This window comes from Sphingopyxis terrae subsp. terrae NBRC 15098, assembly GCF_001598815.1.
GTDB classification, from domain to species: domain Bacteria; phylum Pseudomonadota; class Alphaproteobacteria; order Sphingomonadales; family Sphingomonadaceae; genus Sphingopyxis; species Sphingopyxis terrae.
The window spans coordinates 111,139-130,217 of record NZ_BCZQ01000019.1; the positions used below are offsets into that span (position 1 = coordinate 111,139).

At 67.1% G+C, this 19,079-nt stretch carries 22 protein-coding genes and 1 tRNA gene; 15 read left to right on the forward strand and 8 right to left on the reverse strand.

Annotated elements, in window-relative coordinates; genetic code table 11:
• Positions 1 to 137 precede the first annotated feature (137 nt).
• A tRNA-Gln gene (locus STE01S_RS12875) sits at positions 138 to 211 on the reverse strand.
• A gap of 175 nt (positions 212 to 386) precedes the next feature.
• Here STE01S_RS12875 and STE01S_RS12880 point away from each other — a divergent pair.
• Positions 387 to 1,679, forward strand: coding sequence for an FAD-dependent oxidoreductase (locus tag STE01S_RS12880; protein ID WP_062768221.1), 1,293 nt, complete (start codon positions 387 to 389; stop codon positions 1,677 to 1,679).
• Positions 1,676 to 2,068, forward strand: coding sequence for a DoxX family protein (locus STE01S_RS12885; protein WP_231737387.1), 393 nt, complete (start codon positions 1,676 to 1,678; stop codon positions 2,066 to 2,068). Before STE01S_RS12880 ends, STE01S_RS12885 begins: the two co-directional genes overlap by 4 nt.
• A gap of 33 nt (positions 2,069 to 2,101) precedes the next feature.
• Here the strand turns inward: STE01S_RS12885 and STE01S_RS12890 are convergent, their stop codons facing one another.
• Positions 2,102 to 3,361 carry a dipeptidase gene (locus STE01S_RS12890; protein ID WP_062768223.1) on the reverse strand — a complete coding sequence of 420 codons (1,260 nt, stop codon included), beginning with the start codon at positions 3,359 to 3,361 and terminating at the stop codon, positions 2,102 to 2,104.
• Positions 3,362 to 3,476: 115 nt separating this feature from the next.
• Between STE01S_RS12890 and STE01S_RS12895 the strand changes: the two genes are divergently transcribed.
• From STE01S_RS12895 to STE01S_RS12905, 3 genes are read left to right on the forward strand one after another with little or no spacing between them, the layout of a single operon-like run.
• Positions 3,477 to 4,649 carry an acyl-CoA dehydrogenase family protein gene (locus STE01S_RS12895; RefSeq protein WP_062768308.1) on the forward strand — a complete coding sequence of 391 codons (1,173 nt, stop codon included), beginning with the start codon at positions 3,477 to 3,479 and terminating at the stop codon, positions 4,647 to 4,649.
• Positions 4,646 to 5,872, forward strand: a complete 1,227-nt coding sequence (locus tag STE01S_RS12900) for a hypothetical protein (RefSeq protein WP_062768225.1) — start codon at positions 4,646 to 4,648, stop codon at positions 5,870 to 5,872. The genes STE01S_RS12895 and STE01S_RS12900 overlap by 4 nt, the downstream gene beginning before the upstream one ends.
• Positions 5,873 to 5,927: 55 nt before the next feature.
• Positions 5,928 to 7,148: a M20 metallopeptidase family protein gene (locus STE01S_RS12905; protein WP_062768226.1), complete on the forward strand. Its 1,221-nt coding sequence runs from the start codon at positions 5,928 to 5,930 to the stop codon at positions 7,146 to 7,148.
• Between the two features lie 242 nt (positions 7,149 to 7,390).
• Here the strand turns inward: STE01S_RS12905 and nadB are convergent, their stop codons facing one another.
• From nadB to STE01S_RS12920, 3 genes are read right to left on the reverse strand one after another with little or no spacing between them, the layout of a single operon-like run.
• On the reverse strand, positions 7,391 to 8,971 hold the full coding sequence (gene nadB / locus STE01S_RS12910) for an L-aspartate oxidase (protein ID WP_062768228.1): 1,581 nt from the start codon (positions 8,969 to 8,971) through the stop codon (positions 7,391 to 7,393).
• On the reverse strand, positions 8,968 to 9,453 hold the full coding sequence (locus tag STE01S_RS12915) for a hypothetical protein (RefSeq protein ID WP_062768231.1): 486 nt from the start codon (positions 9,451 to 9,453) through the stop codon (positions 8,968 to 8,970). The genes nadB and STE01S_RS12915 overlap by 4 nt, the downstream gene beginning before the upstream one ends.
• A 5-nt stretch (positions 9,454 to 9,458) precedes the next feature.
• Positions 9,459 to 10,382 carry an ABC transporter ATP-binding protein gene (locus tag STE01S_RS12920; protein ID WP_062768311.1) on the reverse strand — a complete coding sequence of 308 codons (924 nt, stop codon included), beginning with the start codon at positions 10,380 to 10,382 and terminating at the stop codon, positions 9,459 to 9,461.
• A 110-nt stretch (positions 10,383 to 10,492) separates the two neighbouring features.
• Here STE01S_RS12920 and STE01S_RS12925 point away from each other — a divergent pair, with 110 nt between their 5' ends.
• From STE01S_RS12925 to STE01S_RS12935, 3 genes are all read left to right on the forward strand, one after another.
• On the forward strand, positions 10,493 to 11,068 hold the full coding sequence (locus STE01S_RS12925; RefSeq protein ID WP_120649325.1) for a DUF4402 domain-containing protein: 576 nt from the start codon (positions 10,493 to 10,495) through the stop codon (positions 11,066 to 11,068).
• 71 nt (positions 11,069 to 11,139) lie between these two features.
• Positions 11,140 to 11,343 carry a zinc-finger domain-containing protein gene (locus STE01S_RS12930; RefSeq protein ID WP_003040920.1) on the forward strand — a complete coding sequence of 68 codons (204 nt, stop codon included), beginning with the start codon at positions 11,140 to 11,142 and terminating at the stop codon, positions 11,341 to 11,343.
• A 112-nt stretch (positions 11,344 to 11,455) separates the two neighbouring features.
• Positions 11,456 to 12,007, forward strand: a complete 552-nt coding sequence (locus tag STE01S_RS12935) for a DUF4402 domain-containing protein (protein WP_162928280.1) — start codon at positions 11,456 to 11,458, stop codon at positions 12,005 to 12,007.
• Positions 12,008 to 12,013: 6 nt separating this feature from the next.
• Here STE01S_RS12935 and STE01S_RS12940 read toward each other — a convergent pair whose 3' ends face one another.
• Entirely contained in the window at positions 12,014 to 12,655 is a 642-nt protein-coding gene (locus STE01S_RS12940; RefSeq protein ID WP_040589560.1) for a S24 family peptidase, read from the reverse strand.
• A 143-nt stretch (positions 12,656 to 12,798) separates the two neighbouring features.
• On the opposite strand from STE01S_RS12940, the gene STE01S_RS12945 reads away from it, so the two are divergent.
• Positions 12,799 to 13,080 (forward strand): hypothetical protein, encoded by a 282-nt coding sequence (locus STE01S_RS12945; RefSeq protein WP_162928277.1) that lies wholly within the window; start codon positions 12,799 to 12,801, stop codon positions 13,078 to 13,080.
• A complete protein-coding gene (locus STE01S_RS12950; RefSeq protein WP_003040934.1) occupies positions 13,077 to 13,388 on the forward strand; it encodes a hypothetical protein in 312 nt (103 codons plus the stop codon). Before STE01S_RS12945 ends, STE01S_RS12950 begins: the two co-directional genes overlap by 4 nt.
• Before the next feature lie 19 nt (positions 13,389 to 13,407).
• Here the strand turns inward: STE01S_RS12950 and STE01S_RS12955 are convergent, their stop codons facing one another.
• Both STE01S_RS12955 and STE01S_RS12960 read right to left on the reverse strand, forming a co-directional pair.
• Positions 13,408 to 13,740 carry a hypothetical protein gene (locus STE01S_RS12955; protein WP_058812945.1) on the reverse strand — a complete coding sequence of 111 codons (333 nt, stop codon included), beginning with the start codon at positions 13,738 to 13,740 and terminating at the stop codon, positions 13,408 to 13,410.
• Between the two features lie 49 nt (positions 13,741 to 13,789).
• Positions 13,790 to 14,431 carry a GGDEF domain-containing protein gene (locus tag STE01S_RS12960; RefSeq protein WP_003040940.1) on the reverse strand — a complete coding sequence of 214 codons (642 nt, stop codon included), beginning with the start codon at positions 14,429 to 14,431 and terminating at the stop codon, positions 13,790 to 13,792.
• A 187-nt stretch (positions 14,432 to 14,618) separates the two neighbouring features.
• On the opposite strand from STE01S_RS12960, the gene purE reads away from it, so the two are divergent.
• From purE to STE01S_RS12985, 5 genes are all read left to right on the forward strand, one after another.
• Positions 14,619 to 15,128, forward strand: coding sequence for a 5-(carboxyamino)imidazole ribonucleotide mutase (gene purE, locus STE01S_RS12965; protein WP_062768237.1), 510 nt, complete (start codon positions 14,619 to 14,621; stop codon positions 15,126 to 15,128).
• Between the two features lie 6 nt (positions 15,129 to 15,134).
• A complete protein-coding gene (locus STE01S_RS12970) occupies positions 15,135 to 16,208 on the forward strand; it encodes a 5-(carboxyamino)imidazole ribonucleotide synthase (RefSeq protein ID WP_082657436.1) in 1,074 nt (357 codons plus the stop codon).
• Positions 16,205 to 16,702 carry a dihydrofolate reductase gene (locus STE01S_RS12975; protein WP_003040947.1) on the forward strand — a complete coding sequence of 166 codons (498 nt, stop codon included), beginning with the start codon at positions 16,205 to 16,207 and terminating at the stop codon, positions 16,700 to 16,702. The genes STE01S_RS12970 and STE01S_RS12975 overlap by 4 nt, the downstream gene beginning before the upstream one ends.
• A 37-nt stretch (positions 16,703 to 16,739) precedes the next feature.
• Positions 16,740 to 17,924, forward strand: coding sequence for a dipeptidase (locus tag STE01S_RS12980; protein ID WP_062768240.1), 1,185 nt, complete (start codon positions 16,740 to 16,742; stop codon positions 17,922 to 17,924).
• 140 nt (positions 17,925 to 18,064) lie between these two features.
• Positions 18,065 to 18,994: a bifunctional riboflavin kinase/FAD synthetase gene (locus STE01S_RS12985; protein ID WP_062768243.1), complete on the forward strand. Its 930-nt coding sequence runs from the start codon at positions 18,065 to 18,067 to the stop codon at positions 18,992 to 18,994.
• The last annotated feature ends 85 nt before the right edge of the window (positions 18,995 to 19,079 follow it).

Below are 19,079 nucleotides of genomic sequence, written 5' to 3' on the forward strand. Positions count from 1 at the left end.
CCCCGATCGCGCTGTGGCCGCAATCACTGGCGCGGTCGAGGGGCTCGCACATTTCAAGGCGCACGCCGCACCAAGGCTGGCGCCGCAGCATTCGATGCGTTGCCGCGAGCCGGCTCGGACTATTCAATTTTGGGAATTGGATGCCCCGTGAGGATTCGAACCTCAATAGACGGAATCAGAATCCGTAGTCTTACCATTAGACGACGGGGCAATGAGGGGCGCGCAATATGATTGCGTGGGCCGTCTGTCAAGACTCGTGCGACCACCCGGTCGGGTTCGCGCAACAGGCGGCTTGCCCTTATCCAATTCGCCGCTAGCATCGCCCGCAGAACAGAAGAACAGAGGGGCCGCGCCCCGGCGCAGGTCCTGCACTTGGAGGTGGGCTGATGCGTCATGTCGCGATCGTCGGGTCGGGTCCGGCCGGATATTATACCGCCGAAACCTTGCAAAAGGCGGAGGATATCACCATCGACGTGATCGATCGCCTGCCCGTTCCCTATGGGCTGATCCGTACCGGCGTCGCCCCCGACCACCAGTCGATCAAGGCGGTGTCGCGCCGGTACGAGGGCGTCGCCCTGGCGGACAATGTGCGCTTCGTCGGCCATGTGTCGGTCGGCACCGATGTCGGGATCGACGAACTGACGCAGCTCTACGACGCTGTCGTGCTCGCGACCGGGGCACCCAATGACCGGCCGCTGGGGATTCCCGGCGCCGATCTGCCCGGCGTCATCGGCAGCGCCGCCTTCGTCGGCTGGTACAATGGCCACCCCGATTTCGCCGATCTCGACCCGCCGCTCGACAGCCCCGGCGTCGCGGTGATCGGCAACGGCAATGTCGCGCTCGACGTCGCGCGAATCCTTGCCAAGACCCCCGCCGAATTCGCCGGCAGCGACATCGTCGCCCATGCGCGCGACCTGCTCGCGACGAGCAATATCCGGCACATCCACATTCTCGGCCGCCGCGGCCCGCACCAGATCGCGATGACACCGAAGGAGCTGGGCGAGCTGGGCCATCTCGAACGCGCCAGCCCGCGCGTCGACCCCGCCGATCTGCCCGACGAGGGCGACGACGCGCTGCTCGAACCCGGCATGCGCAAGTCGGTGACGCATCTGCGGCATTTCGCGGCGAATCCGGTCGCCAAACCGGTGACGATCGACTTCGACTTCTTTGCCATGCCCGTCGCGATAGAGGGCGACGGGCGCGCCCAGCGCGTCATCGTCGAACGGACGCGGCTCGACGCCGATCTGCGTAGCCACGGCACCGGCGAAACCTATGCGATCGAGGCGGGCCTGGTCGTCAGCTGCATCGGTTACCAGACGCCGCCGATCCCCGGCGTGCCCTATGAACATGGTCGCGGCCGCTTCGCCAATGACGAAGGGCGGATCCTGCCCGGCCTCTATTGCGTCGGCTGGGCGCGGCGCGGGCCGTCGGGGACGATCGGCACCAACAAGCCCGACGGCGCGCGCATCGCCGACATGGTGCTGGAGGATATCGGCCGCGGTGGCGGCAAGGCGGGCCGTCCCGGCCTCGACGCGCTGCTCGGGGGGCGCGGCATCGCACCCGTCACCTTCCGCGACTGGCGCAAGATCGAGGCGGCGGAGGTCGCCGCCGCGCTCGAAGGCAACCCGCGCGAGAAATTCGTCCGCGTCGAGGCGATGATCGAAGCCATCGGGCGGTGACGATCCGCACGGCGCTGCGCTGGCTGCTCGCGCTCGCTTATGGCTATGCGGGCTACCGCCACCTCGCCACCCCCGCGCCCTTCGTGGCGATCACCCCGCCCTGGGTGCCGCAGCCGGCGCTGGTTGTCGCCGCGACGGGCGTTGCCGAGCTGGCGGGTGCGCTGGGGCTGCTGATCCCGGCGACGCGCAAGGCGGCGGGCTGGGGCCTTGCCCTCTATGCGCTGTGCGTGTGGCCGGCGAATTTCCATCACGCCTTCGCGCATGTCGCGATCGGCGGACAGACGCTCGGCTGGTGGTACCACGGCCCGCGCCTCGCCGCACAGCCGCTCATCATCTGGTGGGCGCTGTGGGCGAGCGGCGCGATCGACTGGCCGTTCAAGAGGAAATAGCCGCCACCTCCGCCGTCGCGGCGGCGACGTGCATTATTTCGCCACCGGCGTCTCGATCGGCGGCTGGCCCTTCTGGCTCGCCGCATAGGCCTCGACCGCCTTCAGCACGCGCAGCATGTTGCCGCTCGCGATCTTTTCGAGGTCGGCCTGCGAATAGCCGCGCTTCGCCAGTTCGACGAACAACGCGGGGTAGCCCGACACATCCTCCATCCCGACCGGCGCCGAATCCATGCCGTCATAATCGCCGCCGAGCCCGATGTGGTCGATCCCGGCCAGCTTGCGGATATGATCGATATGGTCGGCAACCTTCGCGACGTCGGTCGTCGGCGTGGGGTTCGCCTTGTCCCAGTCGGCGAGCGCCTTGTCGGCGGCAGAGGGATCGCCCGGATACATCGCCTTCAACCGCGCCTGTTCGGCGGTACGCGACAGGCCATAGGCGCGCACCTGGGGGTCGAGGAAGGTCGGCAACAACACCACCATGACGATGCCGCCGTTCGCCTTGACCAGCGGCAGCACGCTGTCGGGGACGTTGCGCGGATGGTCGTTGACGCCGCGCGCGCCCGAGTGGCTGAACATCACCGGCGCCTTCGCCACGGCGAGCGCGTCCTTCATCGTCGCCTCGCTCGTGTGGCTCAGATCGACGATCATGCCGATGCGGTTCATCTCGCGCACCACCTGTTCGCCGAACGGGGTCAGCCCGTCGTGCGCTGGCGCATCGGTCGCGCTGTCGCCCCACGGCGTGTTCCGGCTGTGGGTCAGCGTCATGTACCGCGCGCCAAGATCATACATGTCGCGCAGCACCGCCAGGCTCGATCCGATCGAATGACCGCCCTCCATGCCGAGCATGCCCGCGATCTTGCCCGCCTTCATCGCCTTTTCGAGCTCGGCCGAACTGGTCGCGAGCATCAGGTCGTTCGGATAGCGCTGGACGAGACGCTTCATCACGTCGATCTGCTCCAGCGTCTGCTGCACCGCCTGCGCCTCGTTGCTGTTCGACGGGACATAGACCGACCAGAATTGCGCGCCGACATGGCCCTTGCGCAGCCGGATCAGGTCGGTGTGCATCGCAATGCGGTCGGTGGTCGCGGTGTGGCTGGTGTCGTTGAAATCGAAGCCATTGATCATATTGTCGGCGCGCGCGCGCAGCGCCCAGGGCACGTCGTTATGCCCGTCGAAGACCGGCGCCTTCTTGAGCGCGGCCTCGGCCACTGCCTCGGGCGAGGTCTGCGCGGCGGCGGGAGACGAGACGAGGGCGAGCGCGGCAAGGCCGGCGAGCAGGATGGATTTTGTCATGGATGGCGACCTTAAGGTGCATGACGAGGAAATCGAGCCGAAATTTGTCGTCTGTACGCCACTGCAAGGTCGCGCTTCCCTTGACGTCCACGTCAACCGGGCCCAGCATCGGGGCATGACTGCTTTTGACGACTGGCGCGCCCGTTCCCCCTATTATGACGAAACCCACGAGGCGCTGGCGCAAAGCGTCCGCCGCTTCGTCGAACGCGAGATCGCACCGCACATCGACCGCTGGGAAGCCGAGGGCGAACTGCCGCGCGCGCTGCACAAGAAGGCGGCGGAAGCGGGTATCCTTGGCCTGCGCTACCCCGAGCAATATGGCGGCCATTCGGAAGGCTTCGACAATTTCCACGGGCTAGTGCTGACCGAGGAGCTCGCCGCGGTCGGCGCGGGCGGACTCGGTGCCTCGCTGATGACGCACGGCATCGGCCTGCCGCCGATCCTGGCGCTGGGCTCGGACGAATTGAAACAGCGCGTCGCGCCGCCTGTGCTCGCGGGGGACAAGATCATCGCGCTCGGCATTACCGAAGCGGGCGGCGGCAGCGACGTCGCCAACCTCAAGACGACGGCGGTGCGCGACGGCGACGATTATGTCGTCAATGGCGGCAAGATGTTCATCACCAGCGGCATGCGCGCCGATTGGCTGACCTGCGCGGTGCGCACCGGCGGTCCTGGCGCGGGCGGTATCTCGCTGCTGCTCATCGACATGGACGCGCCCGGCGTCGAACGCACGCGGCTCGACAAGATGGGCTGGCGCTGCAGCGACACCGCGGCAATTCACTTCGGCGACGTGCGCGTCCCCGCGACAAATCTGATCGGGCCCGAGAATGGCGGCTTCATCGGCATCATGCGCAACTTCAATTCGGAACGGCTCGGCATGGCGATGGGCTGCTGCGCCTATGCCCGCGTCGCGCTCGCCGAGGCCGCCGAATGGGCGCAGAACCGCGAGACGTTCGGCAAGCCGCTCGTCGGCCACCAGTCGATCCGCATCAAGCTCGCCGATATGGAACGCCAGATCGAAGCGACGCAGGCGTGGGTCGACCTCTGCGCCTGGCAGGTGAAGACCGGCAAGGACCGCCCCGCCGATTTCGCGATGCTCAAGGTACAGGCGACCCGGATGCTCGAAGCGGTCGCGCGTGAGGCGGCGCAGGTGCTGGGCGGCGCGAGCTACATCACCGGCAGCAAGGTCGAACGCATCTACCGCGAGGTCCGCGTCAACGCGATCGGCGGCGGCAGCGAGGAAATCATGCTCGATCTGGCGGGGCGGCAGCTCTTCGGCGGTCGATGAGTTCGACCGACCTCGTCCTGCTCGTCGTCGCGATCGCGACCGCGGCGGTGATGCTGTCGCCGCCGCTGCTGCGTTCGCGCGACTGGCGCGCGACCGTCACGCCGCTCGCGTCGATCATCGGGTCGGGCTTCCTCGTCGCGGGGCCGATCCTTGGCCATGTCGCGGGCCATTATGCGGTCGCGGCGATGGCGGCGCTCTGCGCCATTTCCTATCTCTTCGGTCTTGCGGTGCGCGACAATATCAGTCGCCTCGAACCGATGCTCGCGGCCGAATCGCCGCCGGCGGTGCTGCTCTGGCTCGACCGCGCCGCCGATCTTGCGCTGATCCTCGCCTATTTCGTCTCGGTCGCTTATTATCTCGACCTGCTCGCCGATTTCGCACTCAAGGCGTTCGGCGTCGTCGATCCGATGGTTGCGCACGGGATGACGACCGCGATCCTCGCGCTGCTCGGCACGCTCGGCTATTTCGGCGGTCTGCGCTGGCTCGAACATGTCGAGCTTGGCTCGGTCGGGCTCAAGCTGGCGATGATCGCCGCGCTCATCGCCGCGCTCGCCTGGGCGCTGGGGTCGGAGGTCGCGGCGGGAACGGTCGCGGTCCGTCCGCTCGCCGACCAGGCGGAGGGCTTCGATGCGGTCCGCATCCTGCTCGGCCTCATCATCCTCGTCCAGGGGTTCGAAACCTCGCGCTACCTCGGCGACAGCTACGACCGCGCGACGCGGGTGCGCACGATGCGCCATGCCCAGTGGATCGCCTTTGTCGTCTATATGCTGTTCATCGGCCTGCTGACGCCGTGGCTCGACGGGCGCCTGCCGCCCGAGGGCGGCGACACCCATGTCATCGAACTGCTGCGCCCCGTCGGCAGCCTGGTCGCGCCGGCGATCATCGTCGCCGCGCTGCTGTCGCAGCTTTCGGCGGCGGTCGCCGATCTCAACGGCGCCAGCGGCCTCGTCGCCGGCGCCTCGCGCCAGCGAATCCCCGTCGCTATCGGCTATGTCATCGCAGCATCAGCCTCGATCGCGGTGGTGTGGGCGGGCGACATCTTCACCGTCATCGCCTGGGCGTCCAAAGCCTTCGTTCTCTATTATGGCATCCAGTCGGCGACCGCACTCGTCGTCGAATGGGTCGACCCAACCCCGACCCGCTGGGGCCGCATCGCCCTGCACGGCAGCGCCATCGCCATAGCGCTCGCCGTGGTGACCCTCGGCCGCGCGGCGGCAGGCTGACAAGCCGGCGGCGACGTTCTAGGATCGCGTGACGCCCCCAATCGAGGATCGAGAGATGACGCTGACCGAAACAAGCCGCTGGCCCGCCGAGGCCCAAACCCTTCTCGATGATCTTGTCGATCTGCGCCGCGCGATTCACCGCGAGCCGGAACTCGGCCTCCAGAATCCCAAGACGCTCGCCAAGATCAAGGATGCGCTCGCCGGGCTGCCGCTCGAATTTCGCGAAGGGCCGTCGACCACGGGGCTGGTCGCGATCCTGCGCGGGGGTCTGGCGGGGAACGGGGGGAACGCGCGCACCGTGCTGCTGCGCGGCGACATGGACGCGCTGCCGCTGGTCGAGGATACGGGGCTCGACTTCACCTCCGAAACCAGCGGGGCGATGCATGCCTGCGGCCATGATACACATGTCGCGATGCTTGTCGGCGCGGCGAAGCTGCTCTGCGCGGCGCGCGACCGCCTGCCCGGCACGGTGATGTTCATGTTCCAGCCCGGCGAGGAAGGGCATCATGGCGCGCGGTTTATGCTCGACGACGGGCTGATCGATCCGCTGCCCGACGCGGCCTTCGCGCTCCACATCATGCCCAACGCGCCGCACGGCATCTTCGCGGGGCGCGCCGGGCCGCTGCTCGCTTCGTCCGACGTCCTTTCGATCACCGTCAAGGGCGCCGGCGGCCACGCCTCGATGCCGCAGGATGCGATCGACCCCATCCCCGTCGCTTGCGCGATCGTCACCGCGATCCAGACGATGGTGACGCGCCGCATTTCGGTCTTCGATCCCGCCGTCATCACCATCGCCAAAATCGCCGCTGGCACGACGAACAACATCATCCCCGAAACCGCGGACATGCAGGGTACGATCCGCACCCTGTCGCCGCATCGCCGCGCGATGGTCGCCGCCGAACTGCGGCGCCTCGTCCCTGCGATCGCCGAAGCGCATGGCTGCACCGCCGAAGTCGCAATCGAGGAAGGCTTCCCCGTCACCGTGTGCGACAGCCGCGCCGCCGCCTTCGGCCAGCGCGTCGTCGAAGAGACATTCGGCGAAGCGGCCTGGCTAACGATGGACAATCCGGTAATGGGGGCGGAGGATTTCGCCTATGTCCTCGAAAAAGTGCCCGGCGCAATGTTCTGGCTCGGCGCCAGCGAGGCGGGCAGCGACTGGCGCCAGTGCTGCGGCCTCCACTCGAACCGGATGGTGCTCGACGAAAAGGTCATGGCCCGCGGCGCCGCCCTCCACGCCGCCCTCGCCGAACGCTTTTTGAACGAGGGTTTTGCCTGACGCACCGGCGCTTTTTTGACTTCGGTCAATGCGCGGCAGGAATCGGCGCCGCATGGTGGGGGCGTTCCGGTTGACCGCTGCGATCCCTTCATCGCCGGCGGCCCTTCCGGGCCGCTCTGGCCGCTCCCGGAGGTGGGGCCTTCGGCTCCGCGCCGCATCGCGGGGTCATGGGGAGGCAGGGCGTAAGCCGGCGCGCCGTGGTGCAATATCCGCGGCGCGCCGTGCGTTTAGGGGCCTGACTTTTACGGAACGAGCACCGTGTCGCGCGCCTCGGGAAGCAGGCGCGGATAATCGAGCGTATAGTGCAGCCCGCGGCTTTCCTTGCGATGCAGCGCGCTGCGCACGATCAGGTCGGCGCACTGGAGCAGGTTGCGCAGTTCGATCAGGTCGGTCGTCACGCGGAAATGGCCGTAATAATCCTCGACCTCGTGCGTCATCATGTTGATGCGGTGTTGCGCGCGCTCCAGCCGCTTCGTCGTGCGCACGATGCCGACATAGTTCCACATGAAGCGGCGGATCTCGGTCCAGTTCTGCTTGATGACGACTTCCTCGTCCGAATCGGTGACGCGGCTTTCATCCCACGCGCGGATCGGCGGCGGCGGTTCGAGCTGGTTCCAGCGGGCGATGATATCCTTCGCCGCCGCCTCGCCGAAGACGAAACATTCGAGCAGCGAATTGGACGCCAGGCGGTTGGCCCCGTGCAGCCCGCTTTCGGTGCATTCGCCCGCCGCATAGAGCCCCGGCAGATCGGTGCGGCCGTCGAGGTCGATCAGGATGCCGCCGCAGGTATAATGTTGCGCCGGCACCACCGGGATCGGCTGCTTCGTCATGTCGATGCCCAGCGTCAGCAGCTTTTCGTGAATGTTCGGGAAATGCCCCGCGACGAAATCCGGATCCTTGTGGCTGATGTCGAGGTGGACATAGTCGAGGCCGAAGCGCTTGATCTGATCGTCGTTCGCGCGCGCCACGATGTCGCGCGGCGCCAGCTCGGCGCGCGGGTCGTAATCGGGCATATAGCGGTGGCCGGTGACGGGATGCTTCAATATCCCGCCCTCGCCGCGCACCGCCTCGGTAATCAGGAAATTCTTGACCTCCAGATTATAAAGGCAGGTCGGGTGGAACTGCATCATTTCCATGTTGGAAACGCGTGCGCCCGCGCGCCACGCCATCGCGATGCCGTCACCCGTCGCACCGCGCGGAGCGGTCGAAAATTGATAAACGCGCCCCGCCCCGCCGCTCGCCAATATGGTCGCGCGGCCGACATGCGCGTGGACCTTCCCCGTCTTTTCGTCGAGCGCATAGACGCCCCAGACATGGCCCGACCCCGAATAGCGTAGCTCATGACGTCCGGTGATCAGGTCGATGCACGCCTGTCCCGGCAGCAGCGTGATGTTCGGATGCGCCTCGGCGGTCTTGAGCAGTGCCGCCTGCACCGCCCAGCCCGTCGCATCGTCGACATGCACGATGCGGCGGTGCGAATGGCCGCCCTCGCGCGTCAGGTGCAGCGCCTCGGCTTCCTTGTTGAACGGCACGCCCATTTCGATCAGCCGCTCGATCGCGTGGGGCGCATTTTCGACGACGAACTCGACCGTCTCGCGCCGGTTGAGCCCCGCGCCCGCGATCATCGTATCGTTGATATGATTTTCGAACGTGTCGCCCGCGTCGAGCACCGCCGCGATCCCGCCCTGTGCCCAAGCGGTCGACCCGCCGGTAAGTTCGCCCTTCGCAAGCACGAGAACGCGGCAATGCTCCGCCAGCGCAATCGCCGCCGTCAGCCCCGCTGCGCCGGAACCGACAATGATGACGTCGTGGACTTCGCTCACTGGCTGAGCCTAGATAGAGCCGCTCCATAAGCAGCAATGCTGTCGTCCGGCCCATTGCGAAAGCGCTTCATCGCTCTTTGGATCGGCCAAATTATCGAACCGTCGGCCAGCTTGATACTCACGTTGATTTCCGCTTGGGGATCCTTGTCATCACCAATCCATTCGCCGCCGAGCTGGCGTCGAATGGTTTCGCCGACGTAGGATCCGATAGCGAATATTCGTGAACCAACATCCTCCGAGAGTAAACCATCGGGTCGAGCAACGCCACCGGGGGCATGCTCGTCGAAAAAGCGATCGATCTCCCCCAAGCTCGTCAGCGTAAAGTCGGCCTGATAGCCTGAGGATGATAAGGCTTTTGCGATCCACTCAGCCGAAGCGAGAACATCCGAAACGATCGACGAACCCATAGCAAAGGCACTCCGTCCAACGGCCAAGAGCGACACCGTAGCTGCCGACAGCCCGAAAAACTTGCGCCGGATCATCGCCCTCAGCCATTCGCCGCGCGCGTCAGATTCAGGAACACATCCTCAAGGTCGGCCTCGCGCGTCGACACGTCGACGATGCCATGCCCCATCGCATTCACCGCCGCGAGCACCTCGCCCGCGTTGGTGCGATCCTTGTTGTAGCTGATCGCCAGCCCCCGTTCGCCCTCGCGCTCGACCTTGTCGAAGGCGGCGTGCGACGGCAGCACGCTGACATCGGCATCCAGCGTCACGACAACGATCTTTTCGCGCGCCATGTCGACCAGCTCGCGCGTCGGCTTGTTGGCGATCAGCTTGCCGTGGTTAATGATCGCGATCCTGTCGCACAGCTCCTCGGCTTCTTCCAGATAATGCGTCGTCAGCACCACCGTCACGCCGCGATCGTTGAGGCTTTGCACATATTCCCAAAGCTGCTGCCTCAGTTCGATATCGACCCCCGCGGTGGGTTCGTCGAGCACGATGATCGGCGGCGAATGGACCATCGCCTTGGCCACGAGCAGGCGGCGCTTCATGCCGCCCGACAGCGTGCGCGCATAGGCGTCGCGCTTGTCGCTAAGATGCACCGCCGCCAGCAATTCGTCCGAAATGCGCTTGCCCTTCGGCACGCCATACAGGCCCGCCTGATTCTCCAGCGTCTCGAACGGCGTGAAAAAGGGATCGAAGACGATTTCCTGCGGCACGATGCCGATCGAATATTTGGCGTTGCGCGGGTCGGCGTCGATGTCGAAGCCCCAGATGCTCGCATGGCCGCTGGTCTTGTTGACCAGCCCCGCGAGGATGTTGATCAGCGTCGATTTGCCAGCGCCGTTCGGGCCGAGCAGTCCGAATATCTGCCCTCGCGGCACATCGAAACTGACATTGTCGAGCGCTTGCTTGCCCCCGGCATAGATTTTGGAAACGGCGTCGATGCGGATGGCGGCTTCACTCATGGCGCCTTCCATAGCCGCGCCGGTGCGGGTGCGAAAGGGCCTCGGCGGCAAGCTTTTCTTTACCATAAGCTGTAAGCATATTTTGCGACCTGATCGCTAAGGGGGGATGCGTGAGGACCAGACACATCATCGACCCGCGCGCCATGTTGCGCGGCTTCGCAGCTTGCGCGCTGCTGACGGCTCCGGCGATCGGACCGGCGGCGCATGCCCAGGCCACATCGCCGCAATCGACGACGCAGGCACAAGCCGAAGCGATCGTGCTGCGGCCGCTGTCCTTCTTCAAGGTCAACGACCTCGATTTCGGCGACATCATCGCCTCGGGCAGCGCCGGCACCGTGCGGCTTGCCCCCGACGGCACGCGCAGCCGCACCGGCGGCGCCACGCTCGCCGGCAGTTCGGGCGAGCCCGCGCGCTTCGCCGGGCTCGGCAGCTACAATCGCCAGGTCAATATCTCGCTCGGTTCGAACAGCATCTGGATCACCGGCCCCGGCCAGCGAATGCGCGTGCGCGATTTCGAGATCGGCAGCACCCCGACCGCGATCCTCTCGACCTCGCCGACGCGCTTCCGCATCACCTCGGCGCTGGGCAATTATAATTTCCCGGTCGGCGCGACGCTGGAGGTCAATGCCAATCAGGCGCCCGGCGACTATAGCGGCACCTTCACGATCACGCTGAACTATCTGTAAGCGTCGCCTGTTGCGGGCGGAGCGATCGAGACCGATTGCCCCGCCCGCACCTGCTTGCTAAAGGCGCGTCGATGACCCAGCCCGCTCCCGCTCCCGAAACGATCCGCACGTCCAAGACCCGCATCGCCTGCGACGGCACGGGCGACGGGCTCGCCAACGCCGCGCTCGGCCACCCGCGCGTCTGGCTGGAGATCGATCCCGACGATGGTTTCGTCGATTGCGGCTATTGCGACCGGCGCTTCGTGCTGATCGGCGGGGTCGCCGACAAAGCTTAAAGTCGGGGCCTGACGCCCGTCTCCGCGCAAAGGTAAAGGCCTGCTTTACCAAATCCGCGCATCCTCCCTTCACGCCCCGCTGGCATAGACTGTGCCGGACAGGAGCAGAATCGTGGGGATTCAAGGGACCAACTTCCGGCCGATGGCCTTGTGCCTCGCCGCCGCCACGGCAGCGGCGCTGACGGGGCCGTCCGCGTCGGCGACCGAGACGACCGGCACCGCGAATGCGGCGGTGGTACGGCCGAACACGCTTATCAAGACCGACGATCTCGACTTCGGCACGATCGTCAGCGGCGCGACCGGGGGCACGGTGACGGTCAATCCGGCGACCAATGCGCGCGGCTCGGCGGGCGGCGTCACGCTCGCCGGCAGCGGCGCCCAGCGCGCGGTGTTCCAGGGTACCGGCGGTCTGCTGCTGATCACCGTCAGCGGCAGCAATTCGGCGACGCTGACCCGTGCCGGCGGCGGCGCGCCCGCAATGACCGCCACGCTGACCCGCGCGATGACGACAAGCGGCGGCGGCATCATCCTGCTCGGGTCGAGCGCGACGCTGCTGCCCAGCGGGGTACAGACCTATTATGTCGGCGGCACGCTCAGCGTCCCGGCGAACCAGCCCGCGGGCGATTACAGCGGCACCTTCACGCTGACGGTCAATTATCTCTAGCCGGTCCTAGCGCACCCTGCGCCCCGTCCAGATAACCCGGCCGACGAGCCGGATCGCCGACAGCGGCAGATCGTCCCAGCTCCGATAGTGCGGATTGTCGCTGATGACCGACACGCGCCCCGGTCCCGGCGCGCGGGCGATGCGTTTGACCATCAGCACATCGTCCATCCGCAGCACATAGATGCCGTCGCGCAGCCGGGCGGCCGCATCGCCGCCATCGACCAGTATATCGTCGCCATCGCCCAGCGTCGGCGCCATCGAATCGCCTTCGACGCGAATGATGCTCAGCGCGCGCGGGTCGGCGCCCAGATCGCGCAGCCAGCGCGGATCGAACGCGACCTCGCCTTCCACCGCTTCGCCATCGACGCTCGCGCCCGGCCCCGCCGAAGCGCCGATCGCCAGCTTGGGCACCAGCACGAGGTCGCGGCCGCGCGCGCGCGGCGTCGGCGCGGCGACGCGCAGCGCCGGGCCACCCAGCAGCGCCTCCGACACGCCCAGATAGGCGGCGATGCGCGCCCGGTCCTGTTCGCCCAGCCGCCGCGGTGATCCGCGCTTGATATATTGCTGGATATAGGCGGGGTTGCGCCCGATGCGCGCCGAAAGCTGGGCGTAATCCACCCCCTTCTCGGTCAGCAGCCGGTCGAGCATCCGGCGCGGGTCGTCGTCGATATCGGTCACGGACTGGTCCTTCCTATTTCGTCTCTAGCAATAGGATTTTTCCTAGACAAGTAGGAAAATGCCAATCAAATAGGAATTATCCTATTGAGCGAATCGCAGGCAGGGAGATGATGATGCAGGGCATTTTGCTGGAACGGATCGAGGCCTTTCTGAAAGAGGCCGATATGCCGCCGAGCGTGTTCGGCCGCGCCGCGGTCCACGACCCGCGGCTGGTGAGCGACCTGCGCGGCGGGCGGATCTGTGGCCGCGCGGTGATCTGCCGTGCGGAACATTTCATGAACAAATGGCGTGCCGACTTCCGGGCGGGCCGCGTCACGCCGATCGGCGACCGCCGCGTCGGCACCCGCGCCGGCCGCCGCGTTGGCGACCCCGCCGACAAGGGGCGCCGCGCATGATCCGCTGGTCGCCCACCGCCCCCGCGCGCCCCGCCTGCCCGCACCGCCGCATCGCGCGCCTGCTGACACGCCTGCTGCCGCCGGGAGCGCAGCTCGGCGCATCGACGATGCGCCCCTGGGCCAGCGCCAATTTCGTCGGCGCGCGCCACCTGTTTCCGCTGACGCTCCCCGCCGGAACCGCCCTCACCGACCTTTCGGCGCAGCTCGCCGCCTTCGACTGGCGGCTGGCCGGTCACATCGTCGCCGATGTCGCGGTCGAGCCGCAGCCAGGCGGCCTACAGGTCGAAATATTGAGTGTGGAGGATTAGACGCTAGGTCGCGTGGGGTTCAATGGCCGAGGCGCATCGCCACCGACGCGAGCCACGCTTCCTGCGCGGCCGCGGGCATCGGCCCTCGCGGCGCGCGCACCGCGTCGTTCATCGCGTCGAGATAAGTCAGGACGGCGGCGCGATAGCCGCCCCCGGCCACCGCCGATTCGAGCTGGCTCGCCAGCGTTTCGACGATCGCGAAGCCATGATCGCGCGCAAGGCAACGAATGTCGTCGACCCCCTGCACGATCTGGGTCAGCGCACAATGCGGCAACGCTTCGGCAAGCGCGCCGATCTGCCCGGAAATCCGGTTTTCGATATCGGTGAAAAAATCGGCCTGGGTACGCATCATCCACCCCCTGTCCATAAAGGGAGGATGCGCGCCTTTGGTTAACGCCGGGTTAGCGGTGGGTGCGGGCGACTTCGCGCTGTTTGCAGCGATACATGTCACGGTCGGCGGCGGCGAGCACGTCCGATTCGCTCATCCCGGTCTGCAGCATCGCGACGCCGAAGCAGGCCGACAGGCGAACCTCCTGCCCGTCATAGTTGGCGGGCTCGGCGCTCAGCACCTCGGCCAGCCGTTCGATCTGCGCGCGAGCGCCCTTTTCGCTCGACTGATCGAGGATCAGCCCGAATTCGTCACCGCCGATCCGCGCCGCGACATCGGTCGACCGGATCGACGCCGACAGGCGGCCCGCGATCTGCATCAGCGCGAAGTCGCCGGCGGCGTGCCCCAGCGTGTCGTTGATCTGCTTGAGCTGATTGACGTCGATGAACACGACCGCCGCGCTTTCGGCATGGCGTTCGAAGCGCGCGAGGCGCTGGTGAATCGCAGTCAGGAAATAGCGGCGATTGAATAGCGGGGTCAGCGTATCGCGTTCGGACACGCGTTCGAGCTCCGCGACCGCGATCTTCAGGATGCGGTTCTCACGGCGCAACGCATCGCGTTCGCGGCGCATTTCGCGCAACTGGTCCTCGATGGAGTCGACGGATACGAAACCGGCCCTTTCGACCGCGATCCGCGCCCCCCCTACGCTATCCATTCCCTATCCCCGATGCGCATCCGGTGGGTCGCCGACAGGACGCCGGCAGGATGGGCATGGCAGGCAGGTTAGCCACGACTTGATACCAAGACGTAAACGCGGTGCCATTTTGGTGACATTGCCCGCGCGCGGTCGAGTCGCTAGGGGGATGGCAGCGGCGATTCATCGCCCGGGCAGGAGGGACGGAATGGGCGACGGCGCAGCCAGCGCGAAAGCCAGCATCGGCGTAATCATGGGCAGCCAGTCGGACTGGCCGACGATGGCGCATGCGGTCCAGGTCCTCGAAGAATTCGGCATCGCGCACGAGGTGCACATCGTCTCGGCGCACCGCACCCCCGACCGGCTTGTCGCTTATGCGAAGGGCGCCGCCGACCGCGGGCTTCAGGCAATCATCGCGGGCGCGGGCGGCGCTGCGCATCTGCCCGGCATGGTCGCGGCGATGACGCGCGTTCCCGTGCTCGGCGTGCCGGTCCAGTCGGCGGCGCTCAGCGGCGTCGACAGCCTCTATTCGATCGTCCAGATGCCCGGCGGCGTCCCCGTCGCGACCTTTGCGATCGGCAAGGCGGGCGCGACCAACGCGGGGCTGTTCGCTGCCGCGCTGCTCGCCAACACCGATGCGGACCTCGCCGCGCGGCTCGACGCGTGGCGCGCGAAACAGACCGACAGCGTCGCGCCGACGCCCGTGCGCGAAGGCTGACCCGCTTTGCTTTCCCCCGGATCGACGATCGGCATCCTGGGCGGCGGCCAGCTTGGCCGGATGCTCGCGGTCGCCGCCGCGCAGCTCGGCTACAAGGTTCATGTCTATGCCCCCGACGCCGAAAGCGTCGCGGCGGAAGTCACCGCACACCACACGCAGGCGGCGTGGGACGATGAACCGCGCCTCGCGGGCTTCGCGGCCGCGTGCGACATCGTGACCTTCGAATTCGAAAATGTCCCGGTCGACACGGTGCGTTTCCTGTCGGGCCATGTCGCGGTCCATCCGGGCGGCAAGCCGCTCGAAATCGCGCAGGACCGGCTCACCGAAAAATCCTTCGTCGCCGATCTCGGCGGTCGCACCGCGCCTTTTGCCGCGGTGCCGACGCGCGCGGCGCTCGATAGCGCGCTCGCCGCCATCGGCACCCCCGCGATCCTCAAGACCGTGCGCATGGGCTATGACGGCAAGGGACAGGCGCGGATCGCCGCGCCCGCCGACGCCGATGCGGCGTGGGAGGCGATCGGCGGGCAGCCCGCGATCCTCGAAGGTTTCGTCGCCTTCGACCATGAATTTTCGGTGATCATGGTGCGTGGCATCGACGGCGAAACGCGCTTCTGGGACAGTTCGGCGAATGTCCACGAAGGCGGCATTCTCGCCGTCTCCAGCCTGCCGCCGCCGTCCATCGTCCTCGATCAGCAACCCGCGGCGCGCGCGATGATGGCGGCGATCGGCGATGCGCTCGACTATGTCGGGGTGCTCACCGGCGAATTCTTCGCCACCGACGCGGGGCCGGTGTTCAACGAGATGGCGCCGCGCGTTCACAACAGCGGCCACTGGACGATCGAGGGCGCGGTGACGAGCCAGTTCGAAAACCATATCCGCGCCGTCGCGGGCCTGCCGCTCGGCGATACGGCGGTGCCGCTGCTGCCGGTGACGATGCACAATCTGATCGGCGCGCAGATCGAAAAGATTCCGGCGCTGCTTGCCGACGGCGCCGCGCACGTGCATCACTACGGCAAGACCGAGGTGCGCGACGGGCGCAAGCTCGGCCACGTCACTTGGGTTGGAGCCTCTCCCCGATGAACCGCCCGGATATCACGCTGGTCCTCGCACGCGCCGCCAATGGCGTGATCGGTGCGGGCGGCAAGATTCCCTGGCACCTGCCCGCCGACCTGCGCCGCTTCAAACAGCTTACCATGGGCCGCCCGATGATCATGGGGCGCAAGACCTTCGACAGTCTGCCCACGGTGCTGGAGGGGCGGCGCCACATCGTCCTCACCCGCGACGCGGGCTGGCAGGAGGAAGGCGCCGAACCCGTCGCCAGCGTCGAGGAAGCGCTGCGCCTCGCCAATGCGCCGCAGGCGATGGTGATCGGCGGCGCCGAAATCTACGATCTGTTCCTGCCGCTCGCGACGCGGATCGAATTGACCGAGGTTGCGATCGAACCCGCGGGCGATGCGACCATCGCCTACCCCGATCCCGCCGACTGGCAGGTCGTGGCGCGCGAGGATCATCCGGCCGACGACGCGGGGCGCCCGGCCTACAGCTTCGTCACCTTCACGCGCAAAGCGGGATGATGGCGCGCGCAAAGCGGGACAATGGGGGAGAATTGACATGCGCCGCTGGCTGATCGGCATCGTAGCACTGCTCGTCGTGGGGGCGGCCGCCTTCTTCCTCCTCGCCCCCGGCATGATCGAGCGTGGGCTCAACAAGGTCGACGGCAAGCCGCTGCCGACGGTCAGCGCGCGCGCCGCCGCGCTGCACAAGACGCTGACGATCGTCGATCTGCACAGCGACAGCCTGCTGTGGGGACGCAATTTCCTGAACCGCGCGACCCGCGGCCATATGGACCTGCCGCGGCTCGAAGAGGGCAACGTCGCGCTCCAGATCCTCTCCAGCACCACCAAATCGCCGAAGGGACAGAATTACGACGCCAATGGCGACGACAGCGACAATATCACCCCGCTGGTGATCGCGCAGCTTCAGCCGGTGCGAACGTGGAACTCGCTACTCGAACGCTCGCTCTGGCACGCGACGAAGCTGCACCGCGCCGCCGCGGCGTCGGACGGCAAGCTGATGGCGGTCGCGAACCCCGCCGAACTCGACACGCTGCTCGCCGCGCGGCGCACCAAAACCCCGCCTCCCGTCGGCGCGATGCTCAGCGTCGAGGGGCTCCACGATCTCGACGGCAATATCGACAATCTGGACAAGCTCTACGGCGCCGGCGTCCGCATGGCGGGGATCACCCACTTCTTCGACAATATCTTCGCCGGATCGATGCACGGCATGAAAAAGGGCGGCCTCACCCCGCTCGGCCGCGACCTGATCGGCCGGATGGAAGCGAAGGGGATGATCGTCGACATCGCGCATTGCAGCCACGCCTGCGTCGCGGACATCCTCAAGATGGCGCGCCGGCCGGTCGTCTCCAGCCACGGCGGGGTGCAGGCGACGTGCAAGGTCAACCGCAACCTCACCGACGACGAAATCCGCGGGGTCGCTGCGACCGGCGGCGTCATCGGCATCGGCTATTGGGACGCGGCGGTGTGCGACACCTCGCCCGCCAGCGTCGCCAGGGCGATGAAGCATGTCCGCGACCTCGTCGGCATCCAATATGTCGCGCTCGGCAGCGATTATGACGGTGCCACCACGGTCCGCTTCGACACATCGAAGCTGGTTCAGGTGACGCAGGCGCTGCTCGACGCGGGTTTCAGTGACGACGACATCCGCGCCGCGATGGGCGGCAACGCGCTCCGCGTCATCCGCGCGGGGATTGTGCCGATGGGCATGGGCACGAAATAGGTGGCAGGCCCGATCTTCCCGCATCCCCGAGCGAAGACGAGGGGCTTGTTCGAGCGCAGCGAGAACCGCTGCCTCGACGTCGCTCGGCATGGCCCCTCGTCTTCGCTCGGGGAAACGGCGTGGGGGGGAGCGCGCCGGCCATGATCCGCCTCGACGGCCACGAACGTATCGAGGGTGCGCTGCGCGGCGGCGTCATCGCGCTTGGAAATTTCGACGGCTTTCACGCCGGACACCAGGCGGTGGTGGGCCGCGCGGTGCATCATGCCAAGGACGACGGGCGCCCCGCGATCGTCGCGACCTTCGACCCGCATCCGGTGCGCTTCTTCAAACCCGACGTCCCGCCCTTCCGCCTGACCACGCTCGACCAGCGGCAGCAATTGTTCGGCGCGGCGGGCGCCGACGCGATGCTCGTCCTCCCCTTCGACGCCGCGCTCGCTGCGACGACGGCGGAGGATTTCATCACCGCGCTCCTCCTCGACCGCTATGGCGCGGCGGGGGTCGTCACCGGCGCCGATTTCGTCTTCGGCAAGGGCCGTGGCGGCGATGTCGTGACCCTCGCCGACCATGCCCGCCGCCTCGGCTTCTTTACCGAGATGGTCGCGCCGGTCGACGACAGCGCCGAGGTAATCTCGTCGAGCCGCATCCGCGACGCGCTGCGCGCGGGCGACTGCGCGACCGCGGCGCGCCTGCTCACCCGCCCCTTCACGGTGCGCGGAACCGTCCAGCATGGCGACAAGAACGGCCGCCTGCTCGGCTTTCCGACCGCGAACATCGACATGGGCACCTATTTGCGCCCGCGCTACGGCATCTACGCCGTCACCGGCCGCCTGCCCGATGGCCGTACCCTCAAGGGCGCCGCGAACCTCGGCATCCGGCCGAGCTTCGATCCGCCCAAGGAATTGCTCGAACCGCATTTCTTCGATTTCGACGGCGACCTCTACGGTCAGGAAATCGACGTGGAATTCCGCGCCTTCATCCGGCCCGAGGCGAAATATGACGGGATGGACGCGCTGATGGCGCAGATTGCGGCAGATTGTGACGAGGCGAAGCGGCTGCTCGCCGACGTCTGACATGCCCGCCGTGAACCCCGGCGAAAGCCGGGGCCCATCGGGCGCACCAGCATCGCATGGACCCCGGCTTTCGCCGGGGTTCACA

Coding starts and splice junctions, on each gene's coding strand:
- STE01S_RS12880 (WP_062768221.1), top strand. CDS start 387: ATGCGTCATGTCGCGATCGTCGGGTCGGGTCCGGCCGGATATTATACC.
- STE01S_RS12890 (WP_062768223.1), bottom strand. CDS start 3,361: ATGACAAAATCCATCCTGCTCGCCGGCCTTGCCGCGCTCGCCCTCGTC.
- STE01S_RS12895 (WP_062768308.1), top strand. CDS start 3,477: ATGACTGCTTTTGACGACTGGCGCGCCCGTTCCCCCTATTATGACGAA.
- STE01S_RS12900 (WP_062768225.1), top strand. CDS start 4,646: ATGAGTTCGACCGACCTCGTCCTGCTCGTCGTCGCGATCGCGACCGCG.
- STE01S_RS12905 (WP_062768226.1), top strand. CDS start 5,928: ATGACGCTGACCGAAACAAGCCGCTGGCCCGCCGAGGCCCAAACCCTT.
- STE01S_RS12915 (WP_062768231.1), bottom strand. CDS start 9,453: ATGATCCGGCGCAAGTTTTTCGGGCTGTCGGCAGCTACGGTGTCGCTC.
- STE01S_RS12920 (WP_062768311.1), bottom strand. CDS start 10,382: ATGAGTGAAGCCGCCATCCGCATCGACGCCGTTTCCAAAATCTATGCC.
- STE01S_RS12930 (WP_003040920.1), top strand. CDS start 11,140: ATGACCCAGCCCGCTCCCGCTCCCGAAACGATCCGCACGTCCAAGACC.
- STE01S_RS12940 (WP_040589560.1), bottom strand. CDS start 12,655: ATGCTCGACCGGCTGCTGACCGAGAAGGGGGTGGATTACGCCCAGCTT.
- STE01S_RS12945 (WP_162928277.1), top strand. CDS start 12,799: ATGCAGGGCATTTTGCTGGAACGGATCGAGGCCTTTCTGAAAGAGGCC.
- STE01S_RS12950 (WP_003040934.1), top strand. CDS start 13,077: ATGATCCGCTGGTCGCCCACCGCCCCCGCGCGCCCCGCCTGCCCGCAC.
- STE01S_RS12955 (WP_058812945.1), bottom strand. CDS start 13,740: ATGATGCGTACCCAGGCCGATTTTTTCACCGATATCGAAAACCGGATT.
- STE01S_RS12960 (WP_003040940.1), bottom strand. CDS start 14,431: ATGGATAGCGTAGGGGGGGCGCGGATCGCGGTCGAAAGGGCCGGTTTC.
- purE (WP_062768237.1), top strand. CDS start 14,619: ATGGGCGACGGCGCAGCCAGCGCGAAAGCCAGCATCGGCGTAATCATG.
- STE01S_RS12975 (WP_003040947.1), top strand. CDS start 16,205: ATGAACCGCCCGGATATCACGCTGGTCCTCGCACGCGCCGCCAATGGC.
- STE01S_RS12980 (WP_062768240.1), top strand. CDS start 16,740: ATGCGCCGCTGGCTGATCGGCATCGTAGCACTGCTCGTCGTGGGGGCG.
- STE01S_RS12985 (WP_062768243.1), top strand. CDS start 18,065: ATGATCCGCCTCGACGGCCACGAACGTATCGAGGGTGCGCTGCGCGGC.